General features: G+C 48.6%; 13 protein-coding genes. 7 read left to right on the forward strand and 6 right to left on the reverse strand.

What is annotated here, in order from left to right:
- Positions 1-1111, forward strand: a 1111-nt coding sequence (locus C7B65_RS27980; protein WP_181314445.1) for a coiled-coil domain-containing protein, incomplete at its 5' end; no start/stop codon positions are given.
- A 277-nt stretch (positions 1112-1388) separates the two neighbouring features.
- Here the strand turns inward: C7B65_RS27980 and C7B65_RS19340 are convergent.
- The gene (locus C7B65_RS19340) at positions 1389-2186 is read right to left on the reverse strand and encodes an SH3 domain-containing protein (RefSeq protein WP_073074113.1); all 798 of its coding nucleotides are present in this window, start codon (positions 2184-2186) and stop codon (positions 1389-1391) included.
- Between the two features lie 68 nt (positions 2187-2254).
- Positions 2255-3019, reverse strand: coding sequence for an SH3 domain-containing protein (locus tag C7B65_RS19345; protein WP_073074112.1), 765 nt, complete (start codon positions 3017-3019; stop codon positions 2255-2257).
- 235 nt (positions 3020-3254) lie between these two features.
- Between C7B65_RS19345 and tatA the strand changes: the two genes are divergently transcribed.
- Positions 3255-3509: a twin-arginine translocase TatA/TatE family subunit gene (tatA, locus tag C7B65_RS19350; RefSeq protein ID WP_317615832.1), complete on the forward strand. Its 255-nt coding sequence runs from the start codon at positions 3255-3257 to the stop codon at positions 3507-3509.
- A gap of 86 nt (positions 3510-3595) precedes the next feature.
- Here the strand turns inward: tatA and cphA are convergent, their stop codons facing one another.
- On the reverse strand, positions 3596-6310 hold the full coding sequence (gene cphA, locus C7B65_RS19355) for a cyanophycin synthetase (protein ID WP_073074110.1): 2715 nt from the start codon (positions 6308-6310) through the stop codon (positions 3596-3598).
- Positions 6311-6730: 420 nt separating this feature from the next.
- Positions 6731-7582 carry a cyanophycinase gene (locus tag C7B65_RS19360; RefSeq protein WP_073074109.1) on the reverse strand — a complete coding sequence of 284 codons (852 nt, stop codon included), beginning with the start codon at positions 7580-7582 and terminating at the stop codon, positions 6731-6733.
- Positions 7583-7810: 228 nt separating this feature from the next.
- Here C7B65_RS19360 and trmD point away from each other — a divergent pair, with 228 nt between their 5' ends.
- Together trmD and C7B65_RS19370 are read left to right on the forward strand one after the other, a co-directional pair.
- Positions 7811-8521: a tRNA (guanosine(37)-N1)-methyltransferase TrmD gene (gene trmD, locus C7B65_RS19365; protein WP_073074108.1), complete on the forward strand. Its 711-nt coding sequence runs from the start codon at positions 7811-7813 to the stop codon at positions 8519-8521.
- A gap of 17 nt (positions 8522-8538) precedes the next feature.
- On the forward strand, positions 8539-9501 hold the full coding sequence (locus C7B65_RS19370; protein WP_219898657.1) for a DUF1517 domain-containing protein: 963 nt from the start codon (positions 8539-8541) through the stop codon (positions 9499-9501).
- A 2-nt stretch (positions 9502-9503) separates the two neighbouring features.
- On the opposite strand, the gene ndhM is transcribed toward C7B65_RS19370, so the two are convergent.
- Complete coding sequence (ndhM, locus tag C7B65_RS19375) at positions 9504-9860, reverse strand: NAD(P)H-quinone oxidoreductase subunit M (RefSeq protein ID WP_073074106.1); 357 nt, start codon at positions 9858-9860, stop codon at positions 9504-9506.
- Positions 9861-10023: 163 nt separating this feature from the next.
- On the opposite strand from ndhM, the gene C7B65_RS19380 reads away from it, so the two are divergent.
- On the forward strand, positions 10024-10767 hold the full coding sequence (locus C7B65_RS19380) for a histidine phosphatase family protein (RefSeq protein ID WP_073074105.1): 744 nt from the start codon (positions 10024-10026) through the stop codon (positions 10765-10767).
- Positions 10768-10871: 104 nt separating this feature from the next.
- A complete protein-coding gene (locus C7B65_RS19385) occupies positions 10872-11705 on the forward strand; it encodes a hypothetical protein (RefSeq protein WP_073074104.1) in 834 nt (277 codons plus the stop codon).
- Positions 11706-11718: 13 nt separating this feature from the next.
- On the opposite strand, the gene C7B65_RS19390 is transcribed toward C7B65_RS19385, so the two are convergent.
- Positions 11719-13407, reverse strand: a complete 1689-nt coding sequence (locus tag C7B65_RS19390) for an ATP-binding protein (protein ID WP_073074103.1) — start codon at positions 13405-13407, stop codon at positions 11719-11721.
- A gap of 453 nt (positions 13408-13860) precedes the next feature.
- On the opposite strand from C7B65_RS19390, the gene C7B65_RS19395 reads away from it, so the two are divergent.
- Positions 13861-15783 (forward strand): GAF domain-containing sensor histidine kinase, encoded by a 1923-nt coding sequence (locus tag C7B65_RS19395; protein WP_181314446.1) that lies wholly within the window; start codon positions 13861-13863, stop codon positions 15781-15783.
- Positions 15784-15853 lie beyond the last annotated feature (70 nt).

The raw sequence follows: 15853 nt of genomic DNA on the forward strand, positions 1-15853 counted from the left end.
ACGACAAGCTAAAAAGCCTGATGAGTTGGAAGTTTCAATCCTTCAAAAAAGTCCAGCTCTTAGCCGATTAGAGTATAAAAGAAGCGAAATTTTACAAGAACTAGAGCCTCGCAGACCTCAAAGTTATCGTGTTTTAGCGGGAATACAGGATTCTGTTCGCGATTTTTTGGCTAGTCAAGCTGAGAAGGACTACGAACAGCTTGAGAAAATTGTGACTAATCTAGTTCTCTTTGCGAGTAGCAGACAACCCTCGCAAGCTATTCTTTCAGAGGTAATTAGCAAATTAGCTGCCGAGATAGCACAAAGCTCCAATCAAATCAGTCCTTACCGTCTTCGTCTTGCTTACAAAATTGATGAGTTAATGAAGGTCATATCAGCACGACTAATCTTCTCTGCTGATTCTGAAATTAATAGCGACTATCAATCACTCGTCAATGAGCTACAGTCTCGAATCAAGCTTTTATCTGAGCAGTTCAATCGTCTACTTAGAGCCAGACAAGAGGGTGCAACCGAGATAAACAGGCGTGTACAGGAGATCTCTAGCCTTACCCGTGATATCTCTGATCTGCATCGAGCTATATCTAATCGTGATGCTGATATAGCTACCTTACGGAAGGATGCTCAAGAGTTAATAGAACTAGCTCAAGGAAAACAGAGTCAGATAGAAATATTACAAAATTCTATATCTGATCTGCAAGCAGATATTCAGAGTTCAAAAGAGATTGATCAAAGAAAAGAATCTAGAATTACAGATCTACTGAATGAGAAATCTCAATTAAACTTTCAAAAAGAAGATCTGCAACGACAGTACCAAAAACTGGAGCAGCAGTATCAACAGAAGCAAATTGAGATAGATAACTTAAAAAAACAACTAGAAGATTTATCCGAGGTTGATAGGGTCAAGTCCCAAAATTCTACCCGTACGACACCACACCCGCCTGTTAAACCAGTTGCGACTAAAGAGAATATTTCAGTAGAAGAATATCAAGGAATCTCCAACCAAGGTGAGTATGAATACGTCAGTGGTTATCCCAATGGTAGGAGCGGGAAATGGGTGAATGCATACTACAGAAGACCAAAACGAAAAAGGATAAGGCGAAAAAATCGGTGACATTTCAGCAACTCAACCAGTTGGGGCAGACTGGCCTACTTAGTCGATGCTATAGCAAAGTTTATAGCATCGCTCAACTGGAACGTTCTGAGGCACTTGCCGATACAATTGCAACCTCCTAATCATTAAATTGCTCTGCGGAGCGAATATTTGTATTGCCCATGAATAGTTATCGACATCGTTAGTCAAAATATGAATCAGACAATCCCGAAACACTCCACCTCGTAAAACCGAAAGAGCTAATTGTCCACGTAAAAGGTGTTAGAGAACACAAGTATCATTTCACCTGAACGGAAAACGAATATTTGTATCCCTTGTAGTTGGAATCGAGTTCTAGCGTGTAGTCACCTGTCATCGCGAGTTCTCCTGTCCAGGATTTTTGGCGATCGTCCAACCCTCTCAATTCTTTGCCATTAGGAGCCAAAATCATCGGCAGTGGGCCGCGATCGCTTCTCACACTCAACGTCTGACCTTTGCCCAAGTTAAAGCGATATCGGTGTGAGCCAGTGCCCACAAATCGCTCTGCGATCGTCACCGAATCGCCTCCCGCCCCAAAACTCACGCGCTCGGTTTTCTCGTTACAATCACTTTCGGTCTGATTTTGAGCAATCCATCCTTTAACTGGAGTTGCGATCGCAAACCAGCCATCTAACTCATTAGTAACCGTGACAAACGTGCCATTTTTGAGTTTTCCAACCACGTTGTCAGGGGCGATCGTAGGGTTCGATCGCACATTCAAAGGTGGATTAGCATCCGCCACTTTTGCCATCGTGATTTTACAGGTTTCTACCTTTCTAGAAGCCGCTTCTGGCGCTTGAGGCTTTGAAGGCAGCGGCTCAGTTGGCTCGATCGGAGCGGTAACAGGAGCTTGAGGTGCGGCTCCCTCCGCAGACTGCTTTGCCGCCGGAACCGCACCGGGTTTATCAGTCGGTTTGAGGGTCGGAGAAACGATCGTAGTTGGTGCCACTGTCGGAAGCGGTTGGGGATTTTGAGATTGCATCACGGCAGATGTCACGCCTGCCACAGCCGCAACACCCGTCAAACCTGCCGCGATCAAAATAGCTTTAGTGTCCATGAATTGAGAATATTAGCGATCGTAGTTAACTTCATCGAGAACTCAGTAAAAATCGGAATTCTAAACGACTATTTGGGGTGACTTTGAGGCGCAGCATTACCATAATGCTGATAATAAATCGCTTGCTTCACCAGTGGGGTAAATTTCTCTCTCCAATATCGGATATCTGGAATTTCCTCCACAAGCTTCAGCACATCTGCCGCTCTGTTTTCCTTTAAAGCAGTTTGAGCGGTGCCATACAAACTCTTAGCTCGTCTCCATTGATTGGGCATTGTTTTGAGAGAAACTTGAGCTTGAGCATAAACAGAACTGTCTTCTGGAATCGTTTTAATCAGCTTAATTGCCGAATTCAAATCGCCTGACTGATACTCTTCGATCGCTTCCGCTAACACCCGATTTCCCACATCTGTCTTCATGGCAGAAGATTTTGCAAGTTCGGCTTGCTCGGCTTGATCACAAATTGTTTTGGTTAACGCTTTATCTACCCAACCCGGCACAGGCGCACTAATTTGCAGCCATCCTCGCTGTTTGCCAATCACCGTTATTGAGTCTCCATCTTGAATACCACCCACAATGTTGTTAAAGCGATCGGTCGGAGCCGCCCGAACATTTAAGGGAGGCTGTGGATCGCTGACGATCGTCAAACATCCCTTAAACGCCTCCAGCGAATCGGAAGATAATTGCACCGTTTCAGACAGAGGTTGAGAAGCCATTGACGAGTTCGGCTGAGGCTTCAAAGAAACATACCCAGTTCCCACCACGATCATTATTGCCGTAACAAATGCCCCCAACCCTAGCGGAGACTTCAAAATCTGATTCACCCTGAAAGCCATTTCAATGCCTCAAGCTTTATGACTAAACAACTGCGCTCCCAGGTTTCCTAGATGCTGACCAGGGTAACTCTGGAACATTCTGCCTGTAGGTTGCCCAAAGCCGTTGATAAAAGCTCTCATGCCATCTGATAAACGCATCGAGTTTTTCATACTGATTTGATCTAAGCGACAGATCCGCAGTAGGGGTATGCCATGCCCTCTCGCGATCGTTCGATCAATCGCAATTGTTTTTGAAATGGGTATTACAAGCCAAATTCGTAAATGCAGCTTCTATGTCTTCTATAGTGAGGAGAGGCGATTAACAGGAGATTATATGTTTAATCTGGGCTGGCCAGAGGTGGTCATTGTTTGCGTCGTTGCAATTCTGATTTTTGGGCCTAAAAAGATCCCTGAACTCGGCAGCACTTTTGGTAAGACGTTGCGAAGCTTTAAAGAAGGCATCAGCAAAGAAGAAGAAACAGACAAGCCAGATCACGACTACGACGGCTAACTGATCAGCAATTAATACACCAAAGCAGGGGCATAGTCATGCCCCTGCTTCACAAATCAACCATCTGTTACAAGATTGACGACAGATTAGCCGCTCAACCCGCTAGAGACGATCGCTTTTTCTTCTGTTAATGACACATACCCGTTTGAATCAGGGGTTGGCTGGGCTGCTGTAGGCGTGACCACCTGCACGGGATTCCGCGCCTCAATTAGCTGAATTGCTCGGTTAACACTCTCAGGCAAAATCACCACCAGACTGCCGGGAGTTGCCGAATCGAGCGCTGCTTGAATTGCGGTTGTCTCGTCAAAAATCATCTCACAGTGAACGTCAGGTCGGGTTTGCTCAATGCTCTGATGAATCCACTTTGCCACCTCGCCGCGATCGCGCCCTCGCGTGTCATCGTCTTCTTTGACAATGATGCGATCGAAGATCTGAGCTGACAGGGTGCCGAGAGAAACAAAGTCTTCATCGCGACGATCGCCCGGCCCGCCAATTACGCCAATCCGCTCTCCGGTTGTCCAATTTTTCACAAAGCCGCCTAGTGCTTCGTAGCTGTGGGGGTTGTGAGCATAATCAATCAGAGCGTGGAACGTGCCCAAATTAAACAGGTTCATTCGTCCGGGAGTCTGCTCGGTTGATGCCTGAAAAGTCACCAATGCGGCACGAATATCTTCAATCCGAACGCCTTGAGCAAAGGCCGCCAAACTCGCCGCTAACGCATTGGCAATCATAAAGGGTGCCCGTCCGCCCAAGGTCAATGGCACGTTGACCGCTTGCTCAATTCTCAGCGTCCAGTCGCCTTTGAGAATCGACAGATAGCCATTCTCATAAACAGCAGCGAGTCCGCCGCGCTGAGTGTGCGATCGAATCAAGGGGTTATCGGGATTCATGGAAAAATAGGCAATTTGTGCCGATGCCCGATTTGCCATCGCCGAAACCAGAGAATCATCGGCATTAAGCACAGCATAGCCGTTGGGCATCGCTGCCTCTGCCACCACGCTTTTGACCCGCGCCATGTCATCGATCGTGTTAATGTCTCCTAGCCCTAAGTGATCGGCGGCGACGTTTAGCACTACGCCCACATCACAGGCACTAAAGGCTAACCCCGATCGCAAAATTCCACCGCGCGCACTCTCTAAAATCGCGACCTCCACGGTCGGATCTTGCAAAATCAGTTGGGCACTCTGCGGCCCTGTGTTGTCACCTGGCTCGACCAGATAATCACCAATATAGGTGCCGTCGGTGGTCGTGTAGCCAACGACTTGCTGAGTTTGTCTGAAGATGTGAGCAATCAGACGGGTCGTCGTGGTTTTGCCGTTAGTGCCAGTGACTGCCACGATCGGCACTCGACTAGGCGACCCTGGCGGAAACAGCATATTGACCACAGGCTCCGCGACGTTGCGAGGAATGCCCTCACTAGGGCAAATGTGCATCCTAAACCCAGGAGCAGCATTTACTTCAACGATCACTCCATCCATCTCTCGTAAAGTCTTTGAGATATCAGAGGTGACAATATCAATTCCGGCAATGTCTAGACCGATGATTTTGACGACTCGTTGCGCGAGCCAAACAGTTTCAGGGTGAATATCATCGGTGCGATCGACCGCGATTCCCCCGGTACTCAAATTTGCAGTGGCTCGCAGATAGCAAACTTCATGTTCAGCCAGAACGGTGTCGAGGTTATAGCCTTTTTGATCTAAGAGTTGCCAAGTCGTGCGATCGACCTCAATTTTGGTCAGAACGTTGTCGTGTCCGTCACCTCGCCGCGAGTCGCGATTGGTTTCTTCGATCAGGTCACTAATCGTCGATTTGCCATCCCCAATCACATGGGCCGGAATTCGCTCCGCGACCGCAACGACTTTGCCATTGATCACGAGAACGCGGTGATCGCTGCCCTCATAAAACCGCTCGACGATGACTGCTTTAGACACTTCCTTTGCCACGTCGTAAGCAGCTTCTGCCTGTTCCCATTCAGTGATGTTGATCGTGATCCCGCGTCCGTGATTGCCGTTCAAAGGTTTGATCACGATCGGGTAGCCGCCCAAATCGTCGATCGCGTCCTGCAACTCATTCAAATAGTTGATTACCGTCCCACGAGGCACCGGAATGCCTGCCGATCGCAGAATTTGCTTCGTGCCTTCTTTATCGCTAGCCAGTTCCACACCGAGAACGCTGGTACGATCGCTCAACGTTGCCTGAAGTTTCTTTTGATGCACCCCATACCCAAGCTGAATCATGGCACGAACACCCAACTCCATCCAAGGAATTCCACGAGCTTCAGCTTCTTTCACCAAAGTCTCAGTACTTGGGCCTAGAGCTGCATCTGCTGCAAATTCGCGCAAATCTTTCAAGTCTTGCTGCAACTCATCTGCCGGATACGTTCCGGTTGCGATTACACTCTCGCAGAGTCGAACGGCCGCACGAGCCGCATAGCGCCCTGCTTGCTCATTTTCATATTCAATCACGACTTGATAGGTGCCAGGGGTTGCGGTCTCGCGGGTGCGTCCAAACCCTACGGGCATCCCTGCCAATTCTTGAAGTTCCAGCGCTACGTGCTCAATGATGTGCCCCATCATGGTGCCTTCTAAAACTCGGCTCAGAAAGCCACCTCGGCAGCCAGGAGAGCAAAAATGCTCAACTAAGCTCGGAAGCGTCGAAATCAAACCCTCATAAAAGCCAGGAATTTCACTGGAGGGCGATTCTGCTAAGTCTTCCAAATCAAGGCGCATGATCACGAGTTTGTGTCGTCGAATGCTCCAATAATTAGGGCCGCGTAACGTCTGGATCTTGAGTATTTTCATAAGGCTAGGTTAAGAGATGAAAGGCTAACTGCGATCGTGCAGACAATGACAAAGCAGCTATCTAAACTGAACCGGGTGGAGAGTCGCCTCAGAGAAGCCACAACTCAGTTTCAAACGCCTGAAACGCCCGAACTGTTCACCGCAAACAGTTGACATTAAGAAGCATCTCTGAGTAGGTTAACTGGTAAGAGATGGTGCAAACACTTATTCAAATATTAGGGAAGGAAAAGCGAATAAGCTGTGATGAAACTTAATTAAAAATTGTAAATCTACTCTACAGGAAACTTACCACAACAGGTGCATGAATCTATAAGGTTAACTCGCAAATCTACCAGAATGTGCGTGAAACGCTAGGAATAAAAAACGAATAAATTGCACTACCTACAGTTCTTGGTCTTTAACCTCACAATCTCGTGGTTGTTATTGCGGACAACTTGCAGATAGCCTCTTATTTAAATCGTAACGGCATCCTTGACTCAAGATATGAACTCTTAAGTTGCAGATACACAACGGGTCAGCTAATCCTACTTCGGCGCGGTTGGTGTAGGTCATCTCACCGGGATCAATGATCGTGACCGTGCCTTTGCCTAAAACTTGTAGAGTGCCGTCTCCCTCAAATAGGGCGCAGGTGTCTTCGTCAATGCCAATTCCTAACAGATCGGGGTGGGCAGAGACAGCGCTCATCAGACGAGCCATCCGATTTCGATTGTGAAAGTGTTGGTCTACAATCACCTCTGGAATAATGCCCAGCCCTAACGTCATGTCTACCAGAGAAGAATTTGGAGATTCACCGCTGCCGCCTCCTGCGATCATATGATGACCCATGACAGCAGCCCCAGCACTGGTTCCAGCTAGAGTAACTGAGCCAGACTGAGCGCGGGTACGCACAATCTCCATAATGGGCGTGTCTGACAGCATCGCGCAGAGCCGTAGCTGGTCGCCGCCCGTCATAAAGATCCCCGTGCAATTGCGGACATATTCCTGCAAAATTGGATCATTGCACTGAGCGCGATCGCAGATATTGAGAACCTCGATCGCCTTCGCGCCCATCTCAGTAAAAATCGTGTGATAGCGCTCTCCGATCACCACTGGCTCACGAGACGCACAAGGAAAAATGGCGATGCGAGCATCTTCGCCGCCAGCCCTTACAAAAAAGCTTCGGAGGATGTCGCGTCCGTGTACTTTGTCTTCCGCTCCCCCAATGACCATAATGGCGGTATTTGTGGGCTGAGGCATCTTCAACATCAGGGATTGCAACGCTAACTCTATCATGGGTGTCTCTGCGACGTGAAACACATCAATGGAGGACAATTGAAAGGCTGGTTTTTAGAGGATCTTATAGACTAAATGAAGCGATCGCTGAAGACGAAATATTAAATTTTCCTTAATCCAGATCATGCCAGATTATTAACCATAAGTTAAGTAATTGAAAGATTTTTTTGTGTAAATTCCCTGTGACAGGTTGACCTGGCAATTTCCCTTATCCTATTGCCTTTATTTATGCGCTTTGACATCGTAACCTTATTCCCTGACTTCTTCGCCTCCCCACTCAGTTCTGGATTGCTCGGAAAAGCCCTCGCTAAAGAAATCGCGATCGTCAATCTGATCAATCCGCGTGAGTTTGCCCTTGACAAGCACCGTCGCGTCGATGATGAGCCATATGGCGGCGGGGTTGGGATGTTGATTAAGCCAGAACCCGTTTTTGCTGCCATAGAATCATTGCCGATGTTGCCCCGGCGACAGGTGATTTTTATGACTCCTCAAGGCAAACCCATGAATCAATCGCTACTCAAAGAACTAGCAGTCAATTACGATCAGATTGTCATCCTTTGCGGACATTACGAGGGCGTTGATGAGCGGGTGCTTAATCTCGTCGATCGGGAAGTGTCTCTCGGCGATTTTGTGCTCACCTGTGGAGAAATTCCAGCGTTAGCATTGTTAAATGGGACGATTCGGCTGCTTCCGGGCACAATTGGCAAAGAAGAGTCTCTCAAAGCAGAAAGCTTCGAGGCAGGATTGCTCGATTACCCTCAATACACCCGTCCTTTTGTGTTTAGGGAATGGGAGGTGCCGAAGGTGTTGCGATCAGGGAACCATGCAGAAATCGATCGCTGGCGCAAAGAGCAGCAGATCGAAAGAACCCGAATTCGTCGCCCCGATCTCTATCAGCGTTGGCTGGAAGAAGAAAACCAGGGAGCAGATGCAAGTTAACTTAATAAATGGACATTATGCCAACCAGAACCTTTAAGCTTTTTTGTGCCACCGTAATGAGTTGTGGTCTCCTCAGTTCAGTCAGCTTGCCGATCGCCACTCTTCAAGGCAAAAAATTGGATTTAGGTAACGCTGCTTACGCTAAAAGCAGTGGCGGACGCAGCAGTGGCGGATCATTTCGGAGTTCGCCCTCTCGATCGAGCGGGTCGAGTCGCAACAACTCCTCTGGAGGCTATAACAGTGGGGGCGGTGCCGTGTTTATCCCTTATGGGGGTTCCTCCTACGGCTATGGCTCTAGTGCGATCGGCGGGTTTGGGCTGCTTTTGGTGATGTTGCTGGTTCTAGGCGGGGGTGGGCTGGTGGTTTGGCTGCTGCTCTCAGCGAGAAAAGGAATCGGCTCCACTTCAGAACTCGATAACGATAAGGTAACGGTTACTAAGCTACAGGTAGCACTTTTGGCAGAAGGTCGCGCCATTCAATCGCAGCTATCCGAAATTGTCCAGAATGCCGACACTGAAACTTCTCAAGGACTTCAGCAAGAATTACAGGAAGTCGTTCTAGCGCTGCTGAGAATGCCAGAAAACTGGAGTCACGTGTTAGCCAGTTCTCAAACGGTGAAAACTCGCGAAGAGGCAGAGACTTTGTTTAGTCAGAACTCGATCGCCGAGCGCAGCAATTTTAGCGTCGAAACCCTAACCAATGTCGGCGGCAGGGTCAACACCAAGACGTTTACGCCTGATCCTGAAGAAGACCCCGCTTCTTATATTGTGGTGACACTGATTGTCGGGACGGCTGACGACAAGCCTCTATTGAGTGAAGTGCGGACGACGGAGGCACTCAAAGCGGCGCTAGAGAAACTTGCCTCAATCAACCCAGACTACCTCATGGTTTTTGAACTGCTCTGGAGTCCGCAAGACAAGGGCGACAGTCTCACCTACGACGAGTTGCTGACTGAATATTCGGGAATGATGCAGATTTAAATTTATTTTGCGGGGGCAGAGTCTTCAGGCTTTACTTGAGGCAAGCCAAGACTGTAATTTAGGACACGGCTGTTGAGATTATAGGAAATCTCGCCTTTGTTGAGGAGCGATCGTACCAAGTGTTCTAGATCTGACCCGATGCGACGCAAGTTATAGTCAGTCAAGTCAGCCCCACTGTAAGCCTCGACCAGATCGTCAAATTTGCGGTAGATCTTCTGCAACGCATCGTCATTCCAGTTGAGTTCATTATCGGGGTCAACATCCAGCGTCAAAACGTTGTCACTGGGAACCAACTCGTTATGTTCAACTTCAGCAGTAAAAATACGAATATGGCGGGTGGTGGATTTCACTAAGGTCATAAAATTATTCTGCTGAACTGGGTGTACAAAGCCTGCTATTGCAATTGTAATCGGACTTTAGCACCAAACACGATCGACCATTGGCAACCGCTCTATAGAAAGTTCTCAATGCTATAAATTGAACGGTGTCAATGTCTGACGACTCATTCACTCTTCTAACACCATGTCCAAAGTTCTCAAACTCTTGTTCATCCGTCACGCTCAATCGACTGGCAACCAGCAAAAACGGATGCAAGGACACGGAGACTTTGAACTTTCTAGCACGGGCAGAATGCAGGCAGAAAAACTAGCGCAATATCTTTTGGCAGAATCCTGGCATCCGTCCCACGTTTACAGCAGTCCGCTGAAACGAGCCGCTCAAACGACCGAGATCTTATTATCCTCCTTTCAATTAGCCCCGCTTCCGGCAACGGTGAGCGATTTGATCGATCCGTCGGCTGAGTCTTCGTCAGCAGAAATCGAGGAGAAACGCCCCGCGATCGCTATCCGATACGCCAACGAACTCAAAGAATTTCAGAACGGAATTCTCAAAGGGCTAACCTGGTCTGAAGCTCGAACTCGCTACCCAGAACTTTGCCGCCGCCTAGAAGCCTCACCCGACTGGATTCAAATTCCAGAAGCCGAGTCGCTGCACGATGCCCGCACTCGCGCTCGTCAATTTATCACGCACCTCATTGAACGTCACACTGACGGCGATCGGTTATGGGTCGTCAGCCATAGTTGGATCTTGCAGCACTTGATCGCTGAATTGTTGGGCAGCGATCGCTCGTGGCGAGTCAGAGCGGGCAACACCGCATTATTTGAATTTTGGATTGACCGATCGCGCTGGCACCAAACCAGTCAAAATCGTTTTAACACGGATCTTTGGCAAATACGCCGCTTCAACGATTCTCGTCACCTAAGCTAAGTAAATGCTCGGTAAGGAATTCATCTTTCATCTACCCATCTACAGATCTCCTGTTATCATGATTTCTTAATAAAGTCGATCAGGGTTCATTCCGCACCAAACTGATGAGCATGACAGCAGATTCGGTTAACGATATCTTTCGACAGGCCCACCAGGGAAGCGTCGCAGCCATTATTCAAGTGCTGAACGACAAACTCGCTGACTCTGGGGTCAGAACGCGCGCCATCTTTGCCAACGGCATTTTGCAACTGCTCTGCGAAGCTTCAACCAAGGAGCAACTAGAGCAAACGATGCTCATCGATCGCGTGCAAAAAATTTTAGAAGCGATCGAGCCTCGCAGCGTTCGTCGCGTCAATATCAACAGCCGCATCGTTCGTGAACAACAGTTGCTGTGGCTCGAAGAAATTAATCGTGACCCCGATGGGCAAGTGCTCTGGTCAAAAGAAATTGTCCTGAAGCGCAAAAATCCTCTCAAGCGACTTCTAACCGATTGGCGAGACGATCGCATTGAGAGCTTCGATCGCCCTCAAACGAGATCGCCTCACCTGATTCGTGAACAAAACCAATTTAAAAAAGGCATCGTTGGCGGGTTAGCGGTGAGCGCAGGTTTGCTATTAGCAGGTTGGGGAGTTTACATGTGGCAAGAGGGGCGATCGTCCACTGCTCCTCCAAAAAATTCAACTTCCATTCAATCGGCAAGTGGAATCAATCTCGATCAAGACAATTTTGCGACGGCGGTTCGTTTAGCAGAAAGAGCCTCTGAAATTGGCAAAACAGCGCAAACTCCTGAACAGTGGCAAAACTTAGCCGATACGTGGGGCAAAGCCTCCAAGCTGATGGGGTCAGTGCCTGCCAGTGACAAACGGTATGCGATCGCGCTCGATCGCACAGCCCTCTACCGCAGATATCAAGAATCAGCTTTGCAAAAAATCAAGTAACGGCTGCAACCCTCTAATCGATGCTTCTGCCTCGCACCGTTTGCGCTCTTTTGGGAATTGCAAGGGGGGCTTGCTCGATCGTTCGCTCTTGCACTCGATGCGTCTGAAAGTGCTTTAACCACTCTTCGGGAGCATTCAGCGTTTCTCCACCATGTTTAGTGAGGCGTTGACGCACTTTGCACAGCACTGGAGTATTCACACACGCCCCAGATATAATCACTTGTCCTTTAGTCAGCGCAGGTAACTCTTTGAGAAGATCTCGACCTGCCGCTTCGACTCCGTGCTTAAGGCTTTCCTGATCGACCGGATTAACAATTCGCATGATGAATTGACTCATACATTGAGACAGCACATCTGAGTCAATCTTGCCCGGACGCTGGGTAATCAACCCGATGCCGACCCCAAACTTTCGTCCTTCACTCAGGATCGTTCTCAGCACTGCTTTGCAGCGAGATGGCTCATGGGCAGGGGCAAAACGATGCGCCTCCTCGATCAGAATAAACACAGGGTAAGGCAGATAATTTTCGTCGCTGCTTTCGGTGATTCCTCGATGAGTATTCATCCGCGCCTGGTTTGATTGCCGCAGCACCGCCGCGCAGATCACCTGCTGCTCGTCTTGACTAATTTCATTCATTTGCAGCACCGTAACTTGCCCCGGCTCAAATAAGTCTTTAGGGCTGACCGTGTGTTCAAAGGTGTGAAAGTAGTCCGATCGCTCCAGTCGCTCTAATTTCCACTCTAGCGCTGGAGCGGACGATCCCTGTTTGAGATTGCCTTCGTCGTCTTCTTGAACATCGGCTTCTCGCACTGCCGCAATCAAATCTTGAATGCCCCACCGATATTCGCCTTTTTTGTGCTTTTGCAGCAATCGATAGGCTTTGTTGAGAATAGACTGTTGACGATCGCTCATCTCTGGCAGCAGCGTCAAAATGTCAGAATAATCCAGCGAAGACACCCGAATCCGAATATCTTCCGGCTTTAAAACCTTCACTTTGGGCGAATAGCCATCGGGATCTTGAAAGTCTGGATGACCCCGCATTTCTGTGAGCGTCCCATATTCCCCGTGCGGGTCGAGAATCAGCACTGCTGCCCGATTGTAGGGTAGTAGCAACTCTTCGACCAAAACGCCTGCTGTATAGGATTTTCCCGATCCCGTGCCTGCCAAAATTGCCATGTGGGTGCTGACCAGTTCTTTGACATCTAGCGCGATCGGCACAGCGCCCGGTTCTCTTAGCAGCAGTGAGCCAATGTGCGCCGATCCCATTTCTTGCGGCTGTTTGCGATTGAGAATCTGTCGCAACATCTGATCATCAGCCAGACAGACTTTTGCACCTGGATTGGGACTTTTACGGGGATTCATGAATCCTAAAGAGGGATCAAAATAACCAATCACATCGACGCTGACTTCGTAAATTTCAGGATTGGCGTAAGTGAAACCTACGAGAGCCGCGATCGCTTCGGGACTGATTTCCGTATCGGCAAAAATGCGATCGGGCAAATGATCAATCAGCCGCCGCGCCGAAATCTTTCCTAAAATCTTGAACGCATCATCATTCTCTCGAACTTCATAGTAGACATACTCTCCAATTTTGACCGAGCGATTATCAGAGGTAATGAATACATATTGATTGCCATTTTCGCCCGGCCCTTTGACCGTGCCAATCACTTTGAGAGAAAGAGGAGATGCTTGATTTAGGGTCATGCTTACGAGTCAACCGCTTTAGATAAGAGTGTGCGATCGTCTAACTGTCCGTTCAAGTGTACTATGTCAACCCTAAAAAGAGAGAACAGTTTCAGTCTTAAGGTTAGACGAGTCTCTCGCTGTGTCTGCTTCACATCCTCAGTGCAACTCTGGAGATTTTGAGAATAGTACAGAGAGATCGTGAGGGAATTACGGATACTGGATGATTTTCAGCACGTTAACCTGATAGCTGACGATGATTGTCGAGCCAATAGCTAGCAAGAACAAACCCCGCCTAAGTTAAGCAATTATGGGCACGATCGCAGGATGCAAGCAAGAGTTTCGCGGGTTCACACAAAGCCGCAAGAATTAGCTGGGCGAGCCATCAACTCTGCCGATCCTAGAGAAGAGTGCCTTCCCGTCACATCCAAGTGCAAATTTTCACTCTCTAACCGTTCAGGTGAAAGTGCTTTCGTGGATCAAAGTCCTACCCAACCCACTCAGCAGATCTCAGAAGCGCTCCTGTGGCACAAGATGACTCAGGTAGTGGTTGCAAATGCTCAACCAGAGGTTATTTTGTCTAAGCTTGCTGCAATTTTAGGAGAAGAATTTAGAGCAGACGGCTGTGTGATTTCGATCTGCACCCGGCACTCGACTCAACACCACGTCGCTAGTTGGTTTGGCGACGATTTGACTGCCAATCAGCAAGCTGGAATTTTGGCAACTTATTCAACCCTTGAAGCGGCAACGTTAGACGCAGGCAGCCTAATTATTTCAGAATTACAGACCCGTGATCTGATTCCTGAGTGGCGATCGTGTTCGATCGGATCTGTTTTGTCGAATGTCACTCGATTTCAAGGTCAAGTCAACGGAGCGATTAGTCTCATGCGATCCCATTCCCATTCTTGGACGAAGTTAGAAGCGACAACTCTAGCCACGATTTCTGATCAAGTCGCTGTTACCGTTTCTCAAATTCTGCTCCAGCAACAAGTTCTCAAGCAGGCTCAATATCAATCATTGATTCAAGAGTTGACGATGGCTATCCAAAACTCAGTGGATTTGCCTCAAATTCTCAAGCTGGCAATTGATGGTACGGCTCAAGCCCTTCAAATTGCTCAGGGATCGGTGCTGCGCTTGAGATATTGGGATCCTCGACACAATTCGCGCTCTTTAGATGGCATTCCCAAAGCCAGAGTGACTGTGGAATGCCAGTGGCAACCAGAGATCGCGCAACCTCAAAGCTCTAGTCTAACCAGCGAGACTCTTTTAAGTCAGTCTTTCTGGGTGTCAGAGTGTGTCGTGTGCCAATCTGCTGTCAGTTATGCCGAGCCGACTGCGCTAAGCGATCGAGACGATTTTCCAGCCACGACAGAAGCCGCTGGAATCGCACCTTTATTTGCACCTGAACGGATGCCGTCGCTTTTGATGGTGCCTCTAGAGAGCAAAAATAAACTTTTAGGATTCATCACTCTTCAGCACGATCAACCTCGCGTCTGGCAACCTAACGAGATTGAGTTTGCAGAATTGGTAGGCGCTCAAATCAGTTCTGCCATCATTCAAACTGAGACGCTGCGCCAAGTCGAATCGCTGGTCGAAGAGCGCACGGCTCAACTGCAACAAAGCTTAGAACTTCAGGCAAAGCTGTATGAGATCACCCGCAGACAGATTGAAAAACTGCGGGAAATGAATCAGCGCATGGATGAGTTTCTCAGCACCCTAAGCCACGAACTGCGAACACCGCTGACTAGCATGATGCTGGCGATTCGGATGTTGCGCGAGGCAGATTTGCCGCCCGATCGTCGCGAGCAATATCTCAATATCTTGGAGCAGCAGTGCGCTCAAGAAACCAGCCTGATCAACGATTTGCTGGCGCTGCAAGAGCTAGAGAGCAAGCAAGTCGCGATTCAGCTTCAGAAAGTTGATCTGAAACAAGTGATCACAGACCTAAGTCAATCTTTTGATCAGCGTTGGGCACTAAAAGGGCTAACTTTAGAAATTGAACTACCGCCGCGATCGCCCGCGCTCAATACTGATCTGGCAAGTCTAAACCGCATTCTGTTAGAGCTGTTGACCAACGCCGGAAAATATTCAGATCCCAACAGCACTGTTTCAGTTAAGGTCTCGCAGCAAAGCGGGCAGCAAATTGCGATCGCGATCTGCAACGGTGGGGATGGCATCTCAGAAGAAGAACTGCCCTACATTTTTGAGAAGTTTCGCCGATGCCAGGGCGTAACCCAAAATGCGGTGCCCGGAACCGGATTAGGACTCGCGCTCGTGAAGAATTTAGTGCAGCACTTGAATGGCACGATCGCAGCATCTAGTTTGCCTACCGATGCCACTCAGTCTCTCGAAACTCGCTTTACGGTGACGCTGCCGCAGAATCTTGAAATTGCTTAATAAAGATTGTGAATTGAATCATGTCGGTTACTTGCAAAGACACTGGGCACGGCAGTGCCATGCCCGTACG

It is taken from the genome of Phormidesmis priestleyi ULC007 (assembly GCF_003003695.1).
Classification (GTDB): Bacteria; Cyanobacteriota; Cyanobacteriia; order Leptolyngbyales; family Leptolyngbyaceae; genus Phormidesmis_A; species Phormidesmis_A priestleyi_A.

Coding starts and splice junctions, on each gene's coding strand:
- C7B65_RS19340 (WP_073074113.1), bottom strand. CDS start 2,186: ATGGACACTAAAGCTATTTTGATCGCGGCAGGTTTGACGGGTGTTGCG.
- C7B65_RS19345 (WP_073074112.1), bottom strand. CDS start 3,019: ATGGCTTTCAGGGTGAATCAGATTTTGAAGTCTCCGCTAGGGTTGGGG.
- tatA (WP_317615832.1), top strand. CDS start 3,255: ATGGGTATTACAAGCCAAATTCGTAAATGCAGCTTCTATGTCTTCTAT.
- cphA (WP_073074110.1), bottom strand. CDS start 6,310: ATGAAAATACTCAAGATCCAGACGTTACGCGGCCCTAATTATTGGAGC.
- C7B65_RS19360 (WP_073074109.1), bottom strand. CDS start 7,582: ATGATAGAGTTAGCGTTGCAATCCCTGATGTTGAAGATGCCTCAGCCC.
- trmD (WP_073074108.1), top strand. CDS start 7,811: ATGCGCTTTGACATCGTAACCTTATTCCCTGACTTCTTCGCCTCCCCA.
- C7B65_RS19370 (WP_219898657.1), top strand. CDS start 8,539: ATGCCAACCAGAACCTTTAAGCTTTTTTGTGCCACCGTAATGAGTTGT.
- ndhM (WP_073074106.1), bottom strand. CDS start 9,860: ATGACCTTAGTGAAATCCACCACCCGCCATATTCGTATTTTTACTGCT.
- C7B65_RS19380 (WP_073074105.1), top strand. CDS start 10,024: ATGTCCAAAGTTCTCAAACTCTTGTTCATCCGTCACGCTCAATCGACT.
- C7B65_RS19385 (WP_073074104.1), top strand. CDS start 10,872: ATGAGCATGACAGCAGATTCGGTTAACGATATCTTTCGACAGGCCCAC.
- C7B65_RS19390 (WP_073074103.1), bottom strand. CDS start 13,407: ATGACCCTAAATCAAGCATCTCCTCTTTCTCTCAAAGTGATTGGCACG.